An 18199-nucleotide genomic window follows, 5' to 3' on the forward strand; every position below is an offset into this window, starting at 1 on the left:
CGCGGACAGGTCAGGGCTCCGCGTGTCCCACCAGACCCTCGAGCAGTGTCGGGAACCGGGCTGAGACGCCTCGGCGGGGGAGGGCGTTCAACGCCTCGCCCTGACCGGGAAGCGCGGCGTGCCTACCCGTGACCAGGTGGTCGAGTGCCCTCATCAGCGCCGCGGGGTGGGTGTCCAGCGCACTGTGGCCGTTCTCGATTCGGGTGACCGCCGCGTCCGGGGCGATCGACGCCACGCGGTCGGCGATGTCCGGAGGGGTGCGGAGGTCCCTGGTGCCGCTGAGGAGGACCATCGGCCAGGTGAAGCGGGATACCTCTCGACCCAGGTCGACCGGTTCCGCGTCGAACCCGGGAAACAGAGGTGCGAGCGGCGCATACGTGAGTGCGGGGTCGAGGGGCTGGCCGTCCGCCGGGGCGCCGTACCCCAGTTCGCGGAAGCCGATCGCTCCGGCGATGTCGAACTCGTAGACTCCCGGCACGCGGGCGAGCGAGCCGTCCATGGTCGCATAGGCCTCGAGTAGTCGCCAGGCTGCGCCCGCCGGCACCCGCAGCCGTCCCGGTGCCCGACCGCGCACCCGGCCCCGCAGCAACGGACCGAGCAGCTCCGGCCCGCCCAACTCGTAGGCCGCGCGGACCACGTCGAGCAGGCGTCGGCCGTCCTCTCCGCGGAGGTAGAGGCGCCGCACATCCGCCGCGATCGCGGTGTCTGCATCCCAGAACACCGAGCGCACCGCCCGTCGCTCGAGGTCGATGTCCGCCGACGACTGCAGCGCCGAATCCAACAGCATGCCCGCGACGCGCTCGGGATACAGGGCGCCGACGCAGGACACCACGTAGCTGCCGTAGGAGGAACCAACCAGGTAGGCCGAGTCCACCGCCTCCCGGTCGAGAACCGCCGCGATGTCGCCGGCGACAGCGGCGATCCGCATCGCCGACACCGGCAGGTCCCGGCCGGCGGTATCGGTGCGGGACAAGCCCACACCTCTGTGCTCCACCATGATCAGGTCGTGCCCGAGGCGGGCGGCCCGTCGACGCAGGCCGCGATACGGCAGTACCGACCCGAGGCCCGGGCCGCCGGGGACCACCACGGTCGGCTGGCGCGTGCGCGGGCCGGTCCGGACGTCAACGGTTAGGTGAGCCTTAGCGTCCACTGTGACCAGTGCGTTTGAGACACTTGTCCACATGGACATCGTTTTCGACATCGTTCTGATCCTGCACTTCATCGGCCTGGCCGGCATCATCGGCGGGTGGCTCGCCACCATCAAGGCGCCTCACATGAACAAGGCGATCCTGCACGGGGCGATCCTCCAGGTGGTCACCGGTCTGCTGCTCGTCGGTCTGCGCGAGATGCAGGACGTGGACCTCAACCACATGAAGATCGGGATCAAGCTCGTCGTCGCGGTCGTCATCCTGGTCGTCGCGGTGATGGGCGTCCGCAAGGAGGCCAGGGCGGCGGGCAGCACCGGGACCCTGGCGACCATCGCCGGCGTCCTCGGTGTAGTCAACGTCGCGATCGCGGTCCTGGTCTGACACGGTCCTGGTCTGACACCGGGACCACACGCCCCGCGCCGCCCCCCGACTCCGGTCGGGGGGCGGACGTCGTTGTTCTGGATCAGTAGCGTCGAGCCCGGAGGCCGAGGACGTCGAGTCAGGGGGGGGAGAGGCGCATCGTGGCTATGGAGGAGACCCCGGCGGCCGGCCTGCCCCTGCCGCGTACGTCCGTCGAGGACAAGGCTGAGGTGTTGGCTCGAGTGGTCACCGCGATCGACGCCGGCGACATGGATTCAGGCCGTGTCGTTCTCCGGGCCGACTACCCCTTCGCGCCGGTGATCAAGTCCGGCCGCCGCTACACCGACCGCCAGTGTCTGCACATCTTCTACCGGGACGGATTCCTCGACCGCTACAGTGGGGTGAAACTGGTGAATCCGGGTGCGCTGCGCTTGCTGTCCGTGCTCCTTCCCGAGGACTTTCCCGCACACCCGAACTGGCTGATGTCGGAGACCCACTTCGCGTTCTGGGAGCTGTTCCCCACCATCGACCATCTCGAGCCGGTGGCGCGAGGAGGAGTGGACGACGCCTCGAACTGGGTCTGCACCTCGATGCTGCGAAACTCGGCCAAGGCCCATTGGACCGTCGAGGAGCTGGGGTGGTCGCTTCACCCGCCGGGGCTCCATACCGACTGGGATGGCTTGACCGGCTGGTTCGTCCGATGCCTGCAGGAGCACCCGGAGCTACTCGCACACTCGTATGTGGCCCGCTGGTTCCGAGCGTCCGTGGACGTCCGCGCGCAGCTGACCTGACTACTCCATCACCGCGGCGAGGTACGCCCGCACCAGCCGGGCACCCACCTCGGCCGGGAGGCGTTCGATCGCCGCGAGCAGTGCGGCCATCCCGCCGTCGTCCCCGTCGTCGTCGGCGAGCACTCCGGACACCATCGCGTGCACATCGTCCTCGGGCAGGGCGAGCAGGTCGCCGGGGGAGAGGGCTCCGGCCTCCAGTGCGGCCAGCACATCGGCGAACGCCGCCGGGGGCGTCGGGTCCGGCAGCCCGCGTACCTCCTCGGCCGCCGCGCGTGCCACGTCCAGGATCTCGTCCGTCAGGCGTTCGGTCACCGGGGTGATGGTGAGGTGGGACGACGACGGCAACGCGCCCCGCTCCTGCCGGTAGGCCGGTTGCGCCTGCACGGCGATGCCCCTACGACCGCACTCGTCCGCCCATAGGTGGGGGTGGACACGTCGGGCGTCTCCCACGGATCCGTCGGCCACCACGGCGATCAGGGGTCCCGGATCGGAGTCGATCACGCGCAGCCCCTCGATTCCGGCCAGCCCCTCCACGAGGCGCCCGGTCGCCCGGGCGGTGCGCGCCACGAGTTCGGACTGACCGTCGTCGCCCAGGGCCTCGAGCACGGCCCACGCAGCGGCCGCGGGTTCGAGAGGCTTGGACCCGGACAGGGCGGGGTTGACCACCGGGTAGCCCGGCCAGTCGACGGTGGAGAACCAGGATGCGCGGTGCCTGGCGCGGCCCCGGCTGAGCAGGACCGAGGTGCCCTTGGGGGCGAAGCCGTATTTGTGCAGATCGGCCGAGATGCTGGTGACCCGTCGGACCCGTAGATCCCAGGTCGATCCCACCCCGCCCGGCCAGAAGGGGAGGACCAGCCCGCCCAGGCAGGCGTCCACGTGCAGCCCGATCCGCGGATCGTGGTGCGCGTCGAGCCCGGCCGCGACCTGCTCCACCGGGTCGATCACACCGGTGGGGTAGGAGGAGGCCGAGCACACCACCAGGCAGGTGTCGTGGCCCACGGCGGCCAGCAGGTCCTCGCCGGCCACCCGGCCCGTGTCGGGGTCCACCTCGACGCCGACGAACCGCATCCCGAGGATGTGGGCGGCCTTGCGGAACGCCGCGTGGACGGTCACCGGGGCGACGATCGTCCCGCCACTGCCGGGGGCACGCCCCGAGACCTCCCGAGCCGCCAGACACGCCAGCACGCAACTCTCGGTGCCGCCCGACGTCACGACACCGTGGACCTCGTCGTCGTCGCTCCCCGGACCGTCGCCGGCGTCCCCACCCAGGATCGTGCGGACCCTGTTGACGATCCCGCCGTGGATCCGTGCGACCGACCCGAAGACGGTCGGGTCCAGGCCGTTGACGCCGTGCGCCAGACCGGCGGCGCGCACGGCCAACCGGTCCACGCCCTCCACGCCCGAGTCGTAGACGTAGGAGAGCACCCTGCCGCCGGTCGTGGGCGGATCCGACGCCCGCAGCGCGGCCAGCGTCTCGAGGGCCGCCTCGCCTCTCCGGGCGATCAGGGCGTCCAGGGGATCGGTGTCCGGTGGTTCGACTGTCATGCGGGCTCCGTCCAGCTCGGGTGCTCGCGGCCCAACGCCCGGATGACCAGCAGACTCGCAGCGGTCAGCAGGGCGGGGACCAGGGAGAAGCCGAGGATGATGGCCCAGAGGGCCGGTTCGGGCTGATCAGCGACGCCGCCGGAGCGGAAGCCGGTTACCGCGAGCAGCGCCAGCACCACCACGGGCCCGAGCGCCATGGATCCCGTCTCGGACGCCGTCCACAGCCCGCTCATCGCCCCGCTGCGACGGCGGCCGCCCAGCTCGCGGTCCATGTCCGTGGTGTCGGGGAGCATCGACATCGGTAGAGCCTGCATCCCGGCGTAGGCGACCCCCGCGAGCGCCACGGGGACGTGCACCCACATCCCGGGCCACATACCCGCGGGGATGAGCATGAGAGCGGACACGGTGAACAGGATCGTCGCGGTCGCCAGAGCGGGGACCTTGCCCCGGGCGTGCGCCAGGCGGGCCCACAGCGGCATCACCAGCAGGGCGGGGGCGATCAGCGCGAGGAACAGCCCGGTCAGCGCGGCCTCGTTGCCGAGGATGTAGGTGGCGACGTACTGGCCACCCGCGAGCATCACGGCCGTGGCCACCGCCTGCAGGCAGAACAGGCCCACCAGCAACCGGAACGGCCGGGTCACCCGCAGCGCGTCGAGTCCGTCGCGGTACTGCCGGCCCAGGTCGCCGACCTGCGCGTCCGCCCGCAGGACCGTGCGCCGACCGGATCCGAGCGTCGCCCACAGCATGCCGCCGAGCATCAGGGCGGACACGGCCACGGCCATCACCACGTACCCCGTCGCCCCTCCGCCCGCCGCCTCGCGCAGGGCCGGACCACCGCCCCCCACCACGAGGATCGTCGCGGCCAGCACCGCGACGCGCCACGCGAGGATGGTCACCCGCACCCCCGAGTCGCCGGTCAGCTCCGCCGGCAGAGCGAGGTAGGGGACCTGGAAACACGAGAAGGCCAGGGAGGCCAGCAGGAAGAAGCCCATGACCCAGACACCGGCCAGCGCGGTGCCCCACTGCGTCGGCGCCGAGAAGGTGGCCACGAAGAGCAGGGGCAGCGCGAGCGCCCCGAACAGCATGAGACCCGTCCGGTATCCGGTGCGGTGCGAGGCGCGGTCGGAGATCGCCCCGATGAGCGGGTAGGCCAGCACGTCGATCACCTTGGGCACCAGCACCAGCACCGTCGCCACCGCGGCGGCGACCCCGATCGAGTCGGTGAGGTAGTAGGCCAGTACCAGCCCCGGCAGTGTGCTGAACGCGCCCGTGCCCACGCTGCCGGCGGCGTACGAGGCGAGCATCCGGCCCGAGGGACGCCCGGCGGACCGGCCGTCGTCACGCGCGGCCTCGCCGTGCGCCCGTGTGGTGGTCATGGACAGACTCTAGGGCGAGGCGAGAGCGTTCACCGTCGAAAAGGGCGTTCCGCGCACCTGGCTCGAACGAAACGTGTCCGGAACGCTCTTCTCGATGAGGAGTGAGCCGGGATCCTCAGCCCCGCCAGTCGAAGGTGTCCGGATCCGGGCCGGAGCGAGTGCCGTTGTGCAGGGCCGATATCGAGGCCATCTGCTCGTCGTTCAGCTCGAAGTCGAACACGTCGAGGTTCTGACGCATCCGCTCCGGACTCGAGGACTTGGGAAAGACGATGTCCCCGCGCTGGAGCACCCAGCGAAGCACGACCTGGGAGACCGAGCGGTCGACCTGCTCCGCCAAGGCGGTGAGCTGCGGGTCGCCGAAGACCGCGCCCTGCGCGAGCGGGCTCCACGCCTCCACTGCGATCCCGCGGTCCGCGCACGCCGCGCGGACCTCGTCGTTGACGAAGTAGGGGTTCGACTCGATCTGGTTGACGGAGGGAGTGCTGAGGCCCGCATCGGACAGTCGCGCGAGGTTGGCCGGGGTGAAGTTGGAGACCCCGATCGAGTCCACCGCGAAGTCGGCGCGGATGCCCTCCATGGCCTCCCAGACGCGGGCGACGTCGCCGTGCATCGCCAGCGGCCAGTGCACCAGGAACAGGTCGATCCGGCCGCCGAGGGCCTCGAGTGAGCGTTCGGCGGAGTCGCGGGCGGCGGCGGGCTCGTGGAAGGAGTTGTTGAGCTTGGTGGTGAGCCACAGCTCGTCACGCGGGATCCCCGAGGCCGCGATCGCGCGACCCACCCCGTCCTCGTTGCCGTACATCTGGGCGGTGTCCAGGTGCCGGTACCCGGCCTCGAGTGCGTCCGAGACGACCTTCTCGGTGTCGGCGGGGGGAACCTGGTAGGTACCGAAGCCGAGCTGGGGGATCGCACGGCCGTCGCCCAGGTCGATCAGCGGGATCTGCGGTGTCGAATCGGTCATGCGCCCCACCGTACGCCCGTCCCGGGATCACTCGCGACCGGTACGCAGCGAGGCCTCCACCAGGTCGAGCATCGCGCTCACGTGAGCCGTGCCGCGCCCTGTCGCGAGGTGGGTGATGAGTCCGTCGAGCACGATGTCGAGGTAGACGCGCAGCACGTCATCGGGGACGTCCGTCCGCATCCTCCCGGAGTCCTTCTGCTCCCGCAGGCGGGCGAGGATGGCCTCGTCGAGCTCCGCCTGCCGGTCGGTCCACCGCTCCCGGAAGGCCGGGTCGGTGCGGATCCGTCGCGCGATCTCCAGTCGGGTCCCGAGCCACGAGAACTCGTGGGGGTCGGCCAGGATCTCCCGCATCACCTGGACCAGACCCTGCTCGGCCACCGTGGCCGCCATCGCCGCGGCGTCGTCGTGCGCCAACGCGAGGAACAGGGCGTCCTTGTCGTCGAAGTGGTGGAAGATCGCACCGCGGCTGAGACCGGTGGTCTCCTCCAGACGTCGGACCGTGGCGCCCTCGAACCCGAACTCGGCAAAGCACTCGCGCGCCCCCGACAGGATCTCTCGACGCCGGGCGTCCATGTGGTCCTGACTGACCCTGGGCATCTCACAACCTTCCTACGGATACACCACGGCGGTACGCGGTTCCCCCTGTCTCACCAGGAGTTACCGCGCACCGCCGTCGGGGTGGAGGTGATCAGCCCTTGATCATGTTGCGCAGCACGTACTGCAGGATGCCGCCGTTGCGGTAGTACTCCGCCTCGCCGGGGGTGTCGATGCGCACCTTGGCGTCGAACTCGACCACCTGGCCGTCCTCCTTGGTGGCGGTGACCCTGACCGTCTTGGGCGTGGTGCCGTTGTTCAGTTCCTCGATCCCGGTGATGTCGAACGTCTCCGTGCCGTCCAGGCCGAGGGTCTCGTGCGACTCGCCCTCGGGGAACTGCAGCGGCATGACACCCATGCCGATGAGGTTCGAGCGGTGGATGCGCTCGAACGACTCGGTGATGACGGCCTTGACGCCGAGCAGGCTGGTGCCCTTGGCCGCCCAGTCGCGGGAGGACCCGGTGCCGTACTCCTTGCCACCGAGCACCACGAGCGGCGTGCCCTGCGCGGCGTAGTTCTGCGCGGCGTCGTAGATGAACGCCTGCGGGGCGCCCTCCTGCGTGAAGTCGCGCGTGTAGCCGCCCGTCACACCGTCCAGCAGCTGGTTCTGGAGGCGGATGTTGGCGAACGTGCCCCGGATCATGACCTCGTGGTTGCCGCGGCGCGACCCGAACGAGTTGTAGTCCTGACGGGACACACCGTTCTCGTCGAGGTACTGCGCGGCCGGGGTGCCCGGCTTGATCGTCGACGCGGGCGAGATGTGGTCGGTCGTGACCGAGTCGCCGAGCTTGGCCAGGACGCGGGCGCCCTTGACGTCCTCGACCGGGGTCAGCTCCATCTGCATCCCGTCGAAGTACGGGGGCTTGCGCACGTAGGTCGACTTGGCGTCCCACTCGAACGTCTTGCCGTCCGGGGTGCTGAGCCCACGCCAGCGGTCGTCGCCGGCGAAGACGTCGGCGTACTTGGACGTGTACTCCTTGGAGGAGATCGAGGCCTTGATGGTCTCCTCGATCTCCTCGGTGGAGGGCCAGATGTCCTTGAGGTAGACGTCGTTGCCGTCGGTGTCCTTGCCCAGTGAGTCGGCCTCGAAGTCGAAGTCCATGGTCCCGGCGATGGAGTACGCGATGACCAGCGGCGGGGACGCCAGGTAGTTCATCTTGACGTCCTGGTTGATCCGGCCCTCGAAGTTGCGGTTACCGGACAGCACCGCGGTGGCGGTCAGGTCGTGCTCCTGGATCGCGTTGGAGATCTCCTCCGGCAGCGGTCCGGAGTTGCCGATGCAGGTGGTGCAGCCGTAGCCCACGAGGTAGAAGCCGAGGGCCTCCAGGTCCGGCCAGAGTCCGGCCCGCTCGTAGTACTCGGTGACGACCTGCGAACCCGGCGCCATCGACGTCTTGACCCACGGCTTGGCCTTGAGGCCCTTCTCGTGCGCCTTGCGCGCGAGGAGCCCGGCGCCGATCATCACCGACGGGTTGGACGTGTTGGTGCAGGACGTGATCGAGGCGATGGAGACGATGCCGTGGTCCAGGACCATCTCGGTGCCGTCCACGGACACCTCGACGGGCTTGGAGGGACGTCCCTCGGAGCCGTCGGAGGCGTCGGCCCGGACCGAGCCCTCCTCGGCGTGCGAGAGGGTCGCGGTCCCGGTGTTGTCGGACGGGGCACCGCCCTCGGACTGCATCCGGCCCTTCTCGGTGTCACCGAGGGGGTTGACGCCGGCGTCCACGTAGTTGTGGATGTCCTTGCGGAACGCGCTCTTGGCGTCGGCCAGCTCGATGCGGTCCTGCGGACGCTTGGGTCCGGCGATCGACGGGACGACGTCGCCCAGGTCGAGCTCCAGGTATTCGGAGAAGACGGGCTCCTCCGCGTCGGCGTGGAGCCACATGCCCTGCTCCTTGGCGTAAGCCTCGACCAGGGCGAGCTGCTCCTCGTCGCGACCCGTCAGGCGCAGGTAGTCGATGGTCTCGCCGTCGATCGGGAACATGGCGCAGGTGGAGCCGAACTCCGGGCTCATGTTGCCGATCGTGGCGCGGTTGGCCAGGGGCACAGCCGCGACGCCGGCACCGTAGAACTCCACGAACTTGCCCACGACGCCGTGCTTGCGCAGCATCTCGGTGATCGTCAGGACGACGTCCGTGGCGGTGACGCCCGGCTTGATCGACCCGGTGAGCTTGAAGCCCACGACGCGGGGGATGAGCATGGAGATGGGCTGGCCGAGCATGGCGGCCTCGGCCTCGATACCGCCGACGCCCCATCCCAGGACGCCGAGACCGTTCTCCATGGTGGTGTGCGAGTCGGTGCCCACGCAGGTGTCGGGGTAGGCCTGCCCGTTCCGGACCATCACGGAGCGCGCCAGGTACTCGATGTTGACCTGGTGCACGATGCCGGTACCCGGGGGGACGACCTTGAAGTCGTCGAAGGCGCCCTGACCCCAGCGGAGGAACTGGTAGCGCTCCTCGTTGCGCTGGTACTCGATCTCGACGTTCTTGTCGAAGGAGTCGCGACCACCGAAGGACTCGATGATCACGGAGTGGTCGATGACCATCTCGGCCGGCGCGAGGGGGTTGACCTTGTCGGGGTCGCCACCGAGGGTCTTGACGGCCTCACGCATGGTGGCGAGGTCGACGATGCAGGGGACACCGGTGAAGTCCTGCATGATCACGCGGGCGGGCGTGAACTGGATCTCGGTGTCGGGCTCGGCGGAGGGGTCCCAACCGGCCAGGGCCTCGATGTGCGCCTTGGTGACGTTCTTGCCGTCCTCCGTGCGCAGCAGGTTCTCGGTGAGGACCTTGAGGGAATAGGGGAGCTTGGCGGCTCCCTCGACCGCCGAGAGGCGGTAGATCTCATAGGCTTGGCCGCCGACCTCTAGGGTCCCCTTGGCGCCAAAGCTGTCAATGCTTGCTGTCACGTCAGCTCCACTCGTGGTGTGAATGTCGATTCGTCATCCCTCCCGGTGTCGCCGCGTGTCTCGGGCGGCAACGCCGGGGGCGGACACAGGACCCATTGTGGACCCTCGCGCCCGGTTGCGGTCATCAATTTACCAGTACGCTCGTTCTGTATAGGTTCCGGCACGCCCGAAGGTGGGGGGCGCGGAGCGGGTATCGCGCCGTCCGGCGCGCGTATTCGGTTCGACGACGACGAGATGGCACCATGTCGGCCGTGGACAACTCCGACGATTCCGTGACCACGCTCGCCTACGAGGCCGAGCCGGTGATGTCCTTGCAGGAGGGCGAGGTCCCGCAGTGGCTCGACTTCGAGGCCGTGTCCCGGGACCTGGCCGACGACGGGGTCTCCGCCCCGGAGCCGTTCGTCGAGGGACTGCGGACCGTCGTCACCGAGGCTGGGGACCGCGGGCTCGATCTCAAGGTGGTCTACACCGAGGCCCCGGCCGCCGTCTACACCGACGCCCGCGACCTCGCCGCCCTGCTGAACGAGGAGTACGAGGGGACGATCCTTGTCCGGACCCCGGTCTTCGTCGGCAGTTCCAGCGACACCATCCCCCGCCACAAGCTCGAGGCCGGCCAGGACGACGCCTGGGAGGAGTTCGACCCGGTGGCCTCCGCCTCCGTCTTCGCGCACAAGGTCACCGCCCCCGCCCCGCCCTGGGGCGCGTTCTCGGCGGTCGTGCTCGTGCTGGCGATCGTCGTGGCGGTCGCCTTCGTCGTCGCCCTCCGGCGGCGCCTGCGCTGACGATCCCCGGTGGCGCCTGCGCTGACGATCTCCGGCAGCGTCTGCGCTGACGGACGCTCTTCTCCCCATCGCCCGACACGCCGGGTTTTCTCGCGTTATTAGAGTTACAGCAGTGTATTTTGCCGTCCAATGTTCCGGACGGGACTTCTGTGACCTACGGTGCTAGAGGAACCATCGGTTCTGCCGAGTTGGTATGAGGCTCTAGTGGCGCAGGGGAAGGCATCACCCGAACCTCACCCTCCTCGGTGACGCGTCCCGCCGTGCGGGTCGCGCGGTCAGCCGCATCCTCGTGCGGTTATCGGAAGGTGAAACGTGAAGCCTGACCATTCATCAAGCCGCGCTCCGGGAGCGCGGAGACGTCGGGGCCCGGTCCGGACGCCCGGACGCGCCCTCCTCGCGGCGGCGCTCGTCCTGGGCACCGCGTCGGGCGTGGTCCACGCACCGGTGGTCGCGGCCCAGGAGGTCCCGGCGACCTCGCCCGGAGACATCAGCGGTCTGATCCGTGCGGTCGCGGACGCCTCCGCCCGGCTCGACGCCACCCGTCAGGACATCGCGGTCAAGCGGGAGGGCGTCAACAAGACCCTCGTCGACCTGCAGATGGCCCGGATCCAGCTCGACCGGGCCATCGCCGACGCAGATCGCACGGTCGCGGAGCGGGAGCGCGCGGAGTCCGGTGTGGAGTCCGCCAGGGGCACCCTCGACGAGTACTCGCGGCTGCTGCACCGCCAGGGGACCGCACCCGGTGCGGCCTCGGCGATCCTGGACCCGGGCGGCCCCGCCGACGCCGGGCGTCGCCAGGAGTTCCTCCAGCGCGCCGCCGCGGACCAGCGGCACGTCGTGGGGGACATGGTCGCAGCGGTCGACGAGGCGACCCGGCGCGAGTCCGACGCCGCGCTCGCCCGGACGGACGCGGAACAGCGGTTCGCGGACGCCTCGTCCCGGCGGGACGCGGCCGAATCCGAGGTGGCGACCGTCTATGCCGACATCACCTCGCTGGAGGCCGAGGTCGCGGAGTTGACGAGCGCGCTCGAGCAGAACCGCAGTGCGTTGGCCGAGTCGGGGGCCACTCCCGCGGGACCGCAGAACGCGGACCCGTACGCGGTCGACCAGGACGCCGTACGGGACGAGGCCTTCCGCGCACTCGCCGGGGATCCACGGGCCGGGGAACAGGCCGCGGACATCGCCTCCGCCCTCCCGGGCCACCTCGACCTGGGCGCGGTCCGCCAGTTCGCCGGGGGGTCCTCGGACGGGGCGGCGCGGGCCGTCGGTGGTGCGATCGACGCCGGCAGCGTCGGCGCCGCGATCGACGCGGGGATCAACGGGGACACCGAGGCGATCATCCAGCAGGTCGCCGACGCGATCGGACGGGCTGACTTCGGGTCGATCCAACAAGGCCCTGCCGCGCCCGCACCCGCACCCGGTCAGGGCGGCGGCAACTCGGGGACTCCGTCGAGTTCGGCCCAGGTGGAGACCGTCGTCAACCGGGCGCTGTCCCAGCTCGGCGTCCCCTACGCCTGGGGCGGTGGCGACGCCAGGGGACCGACGCGGGGCATCCGGGACGGCGGCGTCGCGGACAGCCACGGTGACTACAACAAGATCGGTTTCGACTGCTCCGGACTGATGATCTACGCGTTCGCCGGAATCGGTAAGGCACTGCCGCACTTCACCGGGTACCAGTACACCGCGGGCCCGCAGTACCCGGTGGCCACCCGTAAGCGTGGCGACATGCTCTTCTGGCCCGGCCACGTGGCGTTGTACCTCGGAGACGGCAGGATGGTTGAGGCCCCGCAGTCCGGTGACGTCGTCAAGATCTCGCCGGTCCGGATGGCCGGGATCTCACCCATGGTCGTCCGGTTGACCTGACGCAGTCGCGCCGACCCGCAGCACCGACCCACAGCGCCGGACCCACCGTGCCGGACCCACCGTGCCCGGCCCGACCACTGGTCGGGCCGGGCACCGCCGTACACCGGTACTGTCGTCCACAGTCCGTCCTGAGGGTCCGGCCCCAGGGCCACCGACCCCCCACCTCGCGAAGGAGCCCTCCGCGGTGAGCGATCCCCACACCGACCACTCGCCCGACCCGGGCTCACGTTCCGCGGTCTCCGCGTCCTCCGCGGCCTCGGACGCCAGGCTGCTGGAGCAGGCGGTGTACGAGGTCAAGAAGGTCGTGGTGGGCCAGGACCGGCTCATCGAGATGATCCTGGTGGGTCTGCTCTCGCGCGGTCACATCCTCCTCGAGGGCGTGCCGGGTGTCGCCAAGACGCTCACCGTGGAGACGTTCGCCACCGTCGTGGGGGGCAGCTTCCGTCGCCTCCAGTTCACCCCGGACCTGGTTCCGGCGGACATCGTCGGGACCCGGATCTACCGGCAGGGCCGCGAGGAGTTCGAGGTCGAACTCGGTCCCATCCTCGCGAACTTCGTGCTGGCCGACGAGATCAACCGCGCGCCGGCCAAGGTCCAGTCGGCGCTGCTCGAGGTGATGGCGGAGGGGCACGTCTCGATCGGCGGCCAGACCTTCCCGATGCCGACACCGTTCCTGGTGATGGCCACCCAGAACCCCATCGAGAGCGAGGGCGTGTACCAGCTCCCGGAGGCCCAGCGGGACCGGTTCCTGTTCAAGCTCGTCGTGGACTACCCGAGCCCCGAGGAGGAGCGGGAGATCGTCTACCGGATGGGGACACGTCCGCCGGAGCCGTCCCGCGTCCTCGGGGTCGACGCGTTGATCCGGCTGCAGGACGCGGTCCGCGAGGTCTTCGTCCACCACGCGCTGGTCGACTACGTGGTCAGGGTCACCGTCGCCACCCGCGAACCCGAGAGGCACGGCCTCGAGGACGTGGCCAGGTGGCTCGCGTACGGCGCGTCCCCCCGGGCCACCCTGGGTGCCGTCACCGCGGCCCGCGCGCTGGCCCTGGTCCGCGGTCGCGACTACGTGGTGCCCCAGGACGTCGTCGACGTGCTCCCCGCCGTGCTCCGCCACCGACTCGTCCTCACCTACGACGCGTTGGCGGACGAGATCACCGCGGACACCGTCGTGCGCCGCGTTCTCGAGGCCGTCCCGCTCCCACAGATCAGCGCGGTTCCCGCACAGCCCGGCCCGCCGTCCTCGCGGTGACCCACGCGGACGAGGGGACCCGCGACGACCCGGCCGCGGCGGCGTCCCGCGCCGCCCTGACGCAGCTGGAACTCCTCGTCACCCGCCGTCTGGACGGGGTGCTCAACGGCGACCACCGGGGTCTGCTGCCCGGGCCCGGAACCGAACCCGGCGAGGCCCGCGCCTACGAACCCGGTGACGACGTCCGGACCATGGACTGGTCCGTGACGGCGAGGACCACCGTGCCGCACATCCGCCAGACCATCGCCGACCGGGAACTGGAGACCTGGATCGTGGTGGACCTGACGCCCAGCCTCGACGTCGAGGGTCGGTACGGCGCCAAGCGTCGCCTCGTGGAGGCGGCCGCGGCCACCGTCGGGTTCCTGTCCGCCGGGGGTGGCAGTCGTGTCGGCATGGTCCTCACCGGCGCCGGGCGGCCCCGGGTCCTCCGGGCCACGAGCGGGCGCGACCACGTCAGGCGGCTCCTCGAGGAGGTCACCCGCGCCCCGGCCCGGGTCTCACCCGGTGGGACCCTCGACGACGCACTCCGCGCCGTCCGGAACGCCGCCCGACGGCACGGACTCGTGGTGGTGATCTCGGACTTCCTCGCCGACGTCGACTGGGAACGGTCCCTGCGCGTCCTGGGGGCCCGGCACGAGTTCCTCGCCGTGCACACGGCCGACCCCCTCGACATCGCCCTCCCCGCGGTGGGCGCCGCACTGCTCCAGGACCCGGCCACCGGCGAGGTGCTCGAACTGGACGTCGACGACGCCCTCGCCGCCGACTACCGCCGGGCCGCGGACTCTCATCGCGCGGAGGTCCACGCCGCCCTACGCCGCTGTGGCGCCCCGGTCCTCGCCCTGCGGACCGACCGGGACTGGATCAGGGACGTGATCGACTTCGTCGGCGCACGCCGCCAGGGTGGCCTGCCCACCGGGGAGAACCTCGTCAGGGACCTGCCCGACGACCATCCGACACCGGGAGGAACGCACCGATGAGCCTGTCGGAGTTCCAGCACCCACTGTGGCTGGTCCTGGTGGTCGTGCCACTGGCCCTCGCGATCGGATACGTGATCGCGCTGCGATCCAAGAGGCGCAGGACCGTGCGCTTCGGCAACTTCGGCGTCCTGCGGACCGTCGACCGTGGCGGTCGACGCTGGTTCACCCACGTCCCCGCGGTGCTGCTCATCCTGTCGCTGCTCGCCCTGGTGGTGGCGCTGGCCGGGCCGCAGAAGGAACAGAAGGTGCCGCGGAACCGCGCGACGGTCATGCTCGTCGTCGACGTGTCACTGTCCATGGAGTCCACGGACGTAGCGCCCTCCCGCCTGGAGGCCGCGCAGCAGGCCGCCACCACGTTCGCCAACAACCTCACCCCGGGCGTCAACCTGGGACTGGTCTCCTACGCCGGAACGGCCTCGATGCTCGTGGCACCCACCACCGATCGGGGACCCGTGGTCCGCGCCGTCGAGCGACTCCGGCTGGACGAGAGGACCGCGACCGGCGAGGCGATCTACACCGCCACCCAGGCCGTCACGACGTTCACCGAGAGCCTCGGTGGCACCGACCAGGCGCCGCCGGCCCGCATCGTGCTGCTCTCCGACGGCAAGGAGACCGTCCCCGCCGACCCGACCGAGGAGCGCGGGGCCTTCACCGCCGCCGAGCGCGCCGAGGAGGCCGGCATCCCGATCTCGACCATCTCCTTCGGCACCCTCTACGGGACAGTGGACATCCAGGGTCGCCCGCAGCCCGTCCCCGTCGACGACGCCTCGCTGCGCACCATCGCCGAGATCTCGGGGGGTGACTTCTTCACCGCCTCCAGCCTCGAGGAGCTCGACTCCGTCTACCGCACCCTCGAGGAACAGATCGGGTTCGAGTGGAAGAAGGCCGACGCCTCGCGGCCGTGGCTCGTGATCGGGTCCCTGCTGGCGATGCTCGCCGCGGCCGGATCCCTGGTGGCACACCGCCGCATCCCGTGACGGGTCCGCGCACCCCCACAGGGTCACCCGTGACGGTTCGATAGGTTGGTGCACATGGTTCCCGACAGCACGCCCACCCCCACCCCCCGGACGGTCCTGGTGACCGGGGGCAACCGCGGCATCGGACGCGCCGTGGCCGAACGACTCGCCGCCGACGGCCACCGGGTGGCGGTGACCCATCGAGGGTCCGGTGCGCCCGACGGTCTATTCGGAGTCCGGTGTGACGTCACCGACCCCGACTCCGTCGACGCGGCGTTCACCGCGGTCGAGGCCGAGTTCGGCCCGGTCGAGGTGGTGGTGTCCAACGCCGGGATCACCGACGACACCCTCCTGATGCGGATGAAGGACGAGCAGTTCACCCGGGTCGTCGAGGCGAACCTGTCCGGCGCGTTCCGGGTGGCCAGAAGGGCCTCCCGGGGGATGCTGCGCGCCAGGTTCGGCCGACTCATCTTCATCGGATCGGTGGTCGCCCAGTCGGGCACCGCGGGCCAGGTCAACTACGCCTCGTCGAAGGCCGGCCTCATCGGGATGGCCCGCTCACTGACCCGGGAACTCGGCTCGCGCAACATCACGGCCAACGTCGTGGCCCCCGGGTTCATCGACACCGACATGACCGCCGGGCTGGACGACAAGACGCAGGCCCTCGCCGTGGCGGCCATCCCGCTCGGCCGGAAGGGCAGCGCCGACGACGTGGCGGGGGCCGTCAGCTTCCTCGCGGGGGACGACGCCGGATACATCTCGGGTGCCGTCCTGCCCGTCGACGGCGGAATGGGAATGGGGCACTGATCATGACCGACCACACCCGCACCGGGATCCTCTCGGGCAAGACCATCCTCGTCACCGGGGTGATCACCGACGCCTCGATCGCCTTCCACATCGCCAAGCACTGCCAACTCCACGGCGCCACCGTCATCCTCACCGCGTTCGGCCGGCCGTCGCTGGTGCGGGCGATCTCGAAGCGCCTGCCCGACAGGCCCGCGGTGATCGAACTGGACGTGCAGAGCGAGGAGGACCTCGCCGCACTCGAGGGCAGGGTACGAGAACACGCCGATTCGCTCGACGGGGTGGTCCACTCGATCGGGTTCGCGCCGCCCAGCTGCCTCGGCGACCCGTTCCTCGACGCACCGTGGAAGGACGTCTCGGTCGCCGTGGAGGTCTCCGCCTATTCGTACGCATCACTCGCCCGGGCGGTGCGCCCGTTGCTCAACCCCGGCGCGTCGATCATCGGACTGGACTTCGACCCGCGGTTCTCCATGCCGTTCTACAACTGGATGTCCGTGGCCAAGAACGCCCTGGAGGCGGTCAACCGCTACGTGGCCCGCGAACTCGGGCCGGAGGGCGTGCGGTCGAATCTCATCGCGGCCGGTCCCGTCAAGACCCTCGCGGCCAAGGCCATCGCCGGCGACGCGCTCGGACCCGGCGGAGAACTGGACCAGATGCAGGACGAATGGGCCGAGCGCGCCCCCCTGGGGTGGGACGTGAACGACCCGACCGCGGTGGCGACCACCGCGGTGGCGCTGCTCTCGGACCTCATGTCCGCCACCACGGGAACAGTGATCTATGCAGACGGTGGAGCCGGTACCGTCTCGTTCAGCGGACAGGAGAACTCCAGATGACCGATGGTGTGCTCGAGATGACCGGGCCCGTGGACGCCCTCCTCGTCCTGTCCTTCGGGGGGCCCGAGGGACAGGAGGACGTGATCCCCTTCCTGGAGAACGTCACCCGCGGGCGCGGGATCCCGGCGGAGCGACTCGAGGAGGTCGCCACACACTATCGACAGCTGGGCGGCCGCAGCCCGATCAACGACCTCAACCGCGAGATCATCACCCACGTCGAGGAGGAGTTGGCCCGCAGCGGCAGGGACCTGCCGGTGTACTTCGGGAACCGCAACTGGACCCCGATGATCGAGGAGACGGTCCGGCAGATGACCGCGGACGGCATCCGGACGGCGGCGGTGTTCGCCACCTCAGCATGGGGCGGCTACTCCGGTTGTGCGCAATATCAGGAGGACATCGCCCGCGCGCGCGAGCAGGTCCCCGGTGCGCCCTCGATGGTCCGCCTGCGGCAGTTCTACGACCACCCCCTGTTCATCGAGCGGTTCGCGGCCGACCTGCGCACCGCAGTGGACTCGGCGGCGCCGGGCGCCCGCGTCATCTTCACCGCGCACTCGGTTCCCGAGGCGGCGGACGCCGTCGCGGGGCCCCCCACGCTCGGAGGTCGTCTCTACAGCCGTCAGGTCGCCGAGGCGTCGCGGCTGGTGGCCCGGGCCGCCGGGGTCGCCGAGCACGACCTGGTCTGGCAGTCCCGTTCCGGACCCCCGAGCGTGCCGTGGCTCGAGCCCGACGTGGTGGATCATGTCCGCGAACTGGCGGGAAGCAGCGGCGTCCGCGACGTCGTGATCGTCCCGATCGGGTTCATCTCCGATCACGTCGAGGTGATCTGGGACCTGGACACCGAGCTGGTGGACGAGGTGCGCGAACTCGGCGTGACGGTCACCCGCACGGCGACCCCCGGACCGAGTCCGGAGTTCGCCCGGATGGTGCTGCAGCTGCTCGACGAGGTCGAGTCGGGGGTGCAGGGCGACAGACTCGGCGACGTGCCCGCACTGGGCTGCAACCGCGATGGCGCCCGCTGCGCGGTGGGGTGCTGCTCGCGGTAGACCACACCAGGA

17 protein-coding genes are annotated in these 18199 nt (G+C 70.5%); 11 read left to right on the plus strand and 6 right to left on the minus strand.

Going from position 1 to position 18199, the window contains the following annotated elements; all coding sequences use genetic code 11:
* Positions 1 to 10: 10 nt before the first annotated feature.
* Positions 11 to 1051: an alpha/beta fold hydrolase gene (locus ABD250_RS13165; protein WP_338404181.1), complete on the minus strand. Its 1041-nt coding sequence runs from the start codon at positions 1049 to 1051 to the stop codon at positions 11 to 13.
* Between ABD250_RS13165 and ABD250_RS13170 the strand changes: the two genes are divergently transcribed.
* The 3 genes from ABD250_RS13170 to ABD250_RS13180 all read left to right on the plus strand — a co-directional run bounded on the left by ABD250_RS13170 (position 1007) and on the right by ABD250_RS13180 (position 2299).
* Positions 1007 to 1132, plus strand: coding sequence for a hypothetical protein (locus tag ABD250_RS13170; RefSeq protein WP_338404182.1), 126 nt, complete (start codon positions 1007 to 1009; stop codon positions 1130 to 1132). The genes ABD250_RS13165 and ABD250_RS13170 overlap by 45 nt on opposite strands.
* A gap of 49 nt (positions 1133 to 1181) precedes the next feature.
* Positions 1182 to 1529: a hypothetical protein gene (locus ABD250_RS13175; RefSeq protein WP_182658578.1), complete on the plus strand. Its 348-nt coding sequence runs from the start codon at positions 1182 to 1184 to the stop codon at positions 1527 to 1529.
* Positions 1530 to 1675: 146 nt separating this feature from the next.
* Positions 1676 to 2299, plus strand: a complete 624-nt coding sequence (locus ABD250_RS13180) for an HNH endonuclease (RefSeq protein ID WP_182658579.1) — start codon at positions 1676 to 1678, stop codon at positions 2297 to 2299.
* Here the strand turns inward: ABD250_RS13180 and ABD250_RS13185 are convergent, their stop codons facing one another.
* The 5 genes from ABD250_RS13185 to acnA form a co-directional block, all read right to left on the minus strand.
* The gene (locus ABD250_RS13185; protein WP_182658580.1) at positions 2300 to 3844 is read right to left on the minus strand and encodes a pyridoxal phosphate-dependent decarboxylase family protein; all 1545 of its coding nucleotides are present in this window, start codon (positions 3842 to 3844) and stop codon (positions 2300 to 2302) included.
* A complete protein-coding gene (locus tag ABD250_RS13190) occupies positions 3841 to 5220 on the minus strand; it encodes an MFS transporter (protein ID WP_344392736.1) in 1380 nt (459 codons plus the stop codon). The genes ABD250_RS13185 and ABD250_RS13190 overlap by 4 nt, the downstream gene beginning before the upstream one ends.
* A gap of 115 nt (positions 5221 to 5335) precedes the next feature.
* Positions 5336 to 6178, minus strand: a complete 843-nt coding sequence (locus tag ABD250_RS13195; protein ID WP_182658583.1) for an aldo/keto reductase — start codon at positions 6176 to 6178, stop codon at positions 5336 to 5338.
* A gap of 27 nt (positions 6179 to 6205) precedes the next feature.
* A complete protein-coding gene (locus ABD250_RS13200; protein ID WP_179525301.1) occupies positions 6206 to 6775 on the minus strand; it encodes a TetR/AcrR family transcriptional regulator in 570 nt (189 codons plus the stop codon).
* A 91-nt stretch (positions 6776 to 6866) separates the two neighbouring features.
* A complete protein-coding gene (acnA, locus tag ABD250_RS13205) occupies positions 6867 to 9680 on the minus strand; it encodes an aconitate hydratase AcnA (RefSeq protein ID WP_182658584.1) in 2814 nt (937 codons plus the stop codon).
* A gap of 242 nt (positions 9681 to 9922) precedes the next feature.
* Here acnA and ABD250_RS13210 point away from each other — a divergent pair, with 242 nt between their 5' ends.
* From ABD250_RS13210 to ABD250_RS13245, 8 genes are all read left to right on the plus strand, one after another.
* Positions 9923 to 10462, plus strand: coding sequence for an Rv1476 family membrane protein (locus ABD250_RS13210; RefSeq protein ID WP_187700278.1), 540 nt, complete (start codon positions 9923 to 9925; stop codon positions 10460 to 10462).
* 429 nt (positions 10463 to 10891) lie between these two features.
* On the plus strand, positions 10892 to 12325 hold the full coding sequence (locus tag ABD250_RS13215) for an NlpC/P60 family protein (RefSeq protein ID WP_425551916.1): 1434 nt from the start codon (positions 10892 to 10894) through the stop codon (positions 12323 to 12325).
* Between the two features lie 184 nt (positions 12326 to 12509).
* The gene (locus ABD250_RS13220) at positions 12510 to 13574 is read left to right on the plus strand and encodes an AAA family ATPase (RefSeq protein ID WP_182658708.1); all 1065 of its coding nucleotides are present in this window, start codon (positions 12510 to 12512) and stop codon (positions 13572 to 13574) included.
* A complete protein-coding gene (locus tag ABD250_RS13225) occupies positions 13571 to 14551 on the plus strand; it encodes a DUF58 domain-containing protein (protein WP_182658707.1) in 981 nt (326 codons plus the stop codon). Before ABD250_RS13220 ends, ABD250_RS13225 begins: the two co-directional genes overlap by 4 nt.
* Positions 14548 to 15528, plus strand: a complete 981-nt coding sequence (locus ABD250_RS13230; RefSeq protein WP_182609846.1) for a VWA domain-containing protein — start codon at positions 14548 to 14550, stop codon at positions 15526 to 15528. The genes ABD250_RS13225 and ABD250_RS13230 overlap by 4 nt, the downstream gene beginning before the upstream one ends.
* 54 nt (positions 15529 to 15582) lie before the next feature.
* A complete protein-coding gene (gene fabG1 / locus ABD250_RS13235; protein ID WP_182658706.1) occupies positions 15583 to 16314 on the plus strand; it encodes a 3-oxoacyl-ACP reductase FabG1 in 732 nt (243 codons plus the stop codon).
* 2 nt (positions 16315 to 16316) lie between these two features.
* Positions 16317 to 17144, plus strand: a complete 828-nt coding sequence (gene inhA, locus ABD250_RS13240; protein WP_182658705.1) for an NADH-dependent enoyl-ACP reductase InhA — start codon at positions 16317 to 16319, stop codon at positions 17142 to 17144.
* Entirely contained in the window at positions 17141 to 18187 is a 1047-nt protein-coding gene (locus ABD250_RS13245) for a ferrochelatase (RefSeq protein WP_182658704.1), read from the plus strand. The genes inhA and ABD250_RS13245 overlap by 4 nt, the downstream gene beginning before the upstream one ends.
* Positions 18188 to 18199: the final 12 nt, after the last annotated feature.

The organism is Dietzia cercidiphylli (genome assembly GCF_039531545.1).
GTDB classification, from domain to species: Bacteria; Actinomycetota; Actinomycetes; order Mycobacteriales; family Mycobacteriaceae; genus Dietzia; species Dietzia natronolimnaea.

Bases quoted from the DNA above. Each gene is read 5' to 3' on its own strand.
- ABD250_RS13175 (WP_182658578.1), top strand. From the start codon at position 1,182: ATGGACATCGTTTTCGACATCGTTCTGATCCTGCACTTCATCGGCCTG.
- ABD250_RS13180 (WP_182658579.1), top strand. From the start codon at position 1,676: ATGGAGGAGACCCCGGCGGCCGGCCTGCCCCTGCCGCGTACGTCCGTC.
- ABD250_RS13185 (WP_182658580.1), bottom strand. From the start codon at position 3,844: ATGACAGTCGAACCACCGGACACCGATCCCCTGGACGCCCTGATCGCC.
- ABD250_RS13190 (WP_344392736.1), bottom strand. From the start codon at position 5,220: ATGACCACCACACGGGCGCACGGCGAGGCCGCGCGTGACGACGGCCGG.
- ABD250_RS13195 (WP_182658583.1), bottom strand. From the start codon at position 6,178: ATGACCGATTCGACACCGCAGATCCCGCTGATCGACCTGGGCGACGGC.
- ABD250_RS13200 (WP_179525301.1), bottom strand. From the start codon at position 6,775: ATGCCCAGGGTCAGTCAGGACCACATGGACGCCCGGCGTCGAGAGATC.
- ABD250_RS13210 (WP_187700278.1), top strand. From the start codon at position 9,923: ATGTCGGCCGTGGACAACTCCGACGATTCCGTGACCACGCTCGCCTAC.
- ABD250_RS13230 (WP_182609846.1), top strand. From the start codon at position 14,548: ATGAGCCTGTCGGAGTTCCAGCACCCACTGTGGCTGGTCCTGGTGGTC.
- fabG1 (WP_182658706.1), top strand. From the start codon at position 15,583: ATGGTTCCCGACAGCACGCCCACCCCCACCCCCCGGACGGTCCTGGTG.
- inhA (WP_182658705.1), top strand. From the start codon at position 16,317: ATGACCGACCACACCCGCACCGGGATCCTCTCGGGCAAGACCATCCTC.
- ABD250_RS13245 (WP_182658704.1), top strand. From the start codon at position 17,141: ATGACCGATGGTGTGCTCGAGATGACCGGGCCCGTGGACGCCCTCCTC.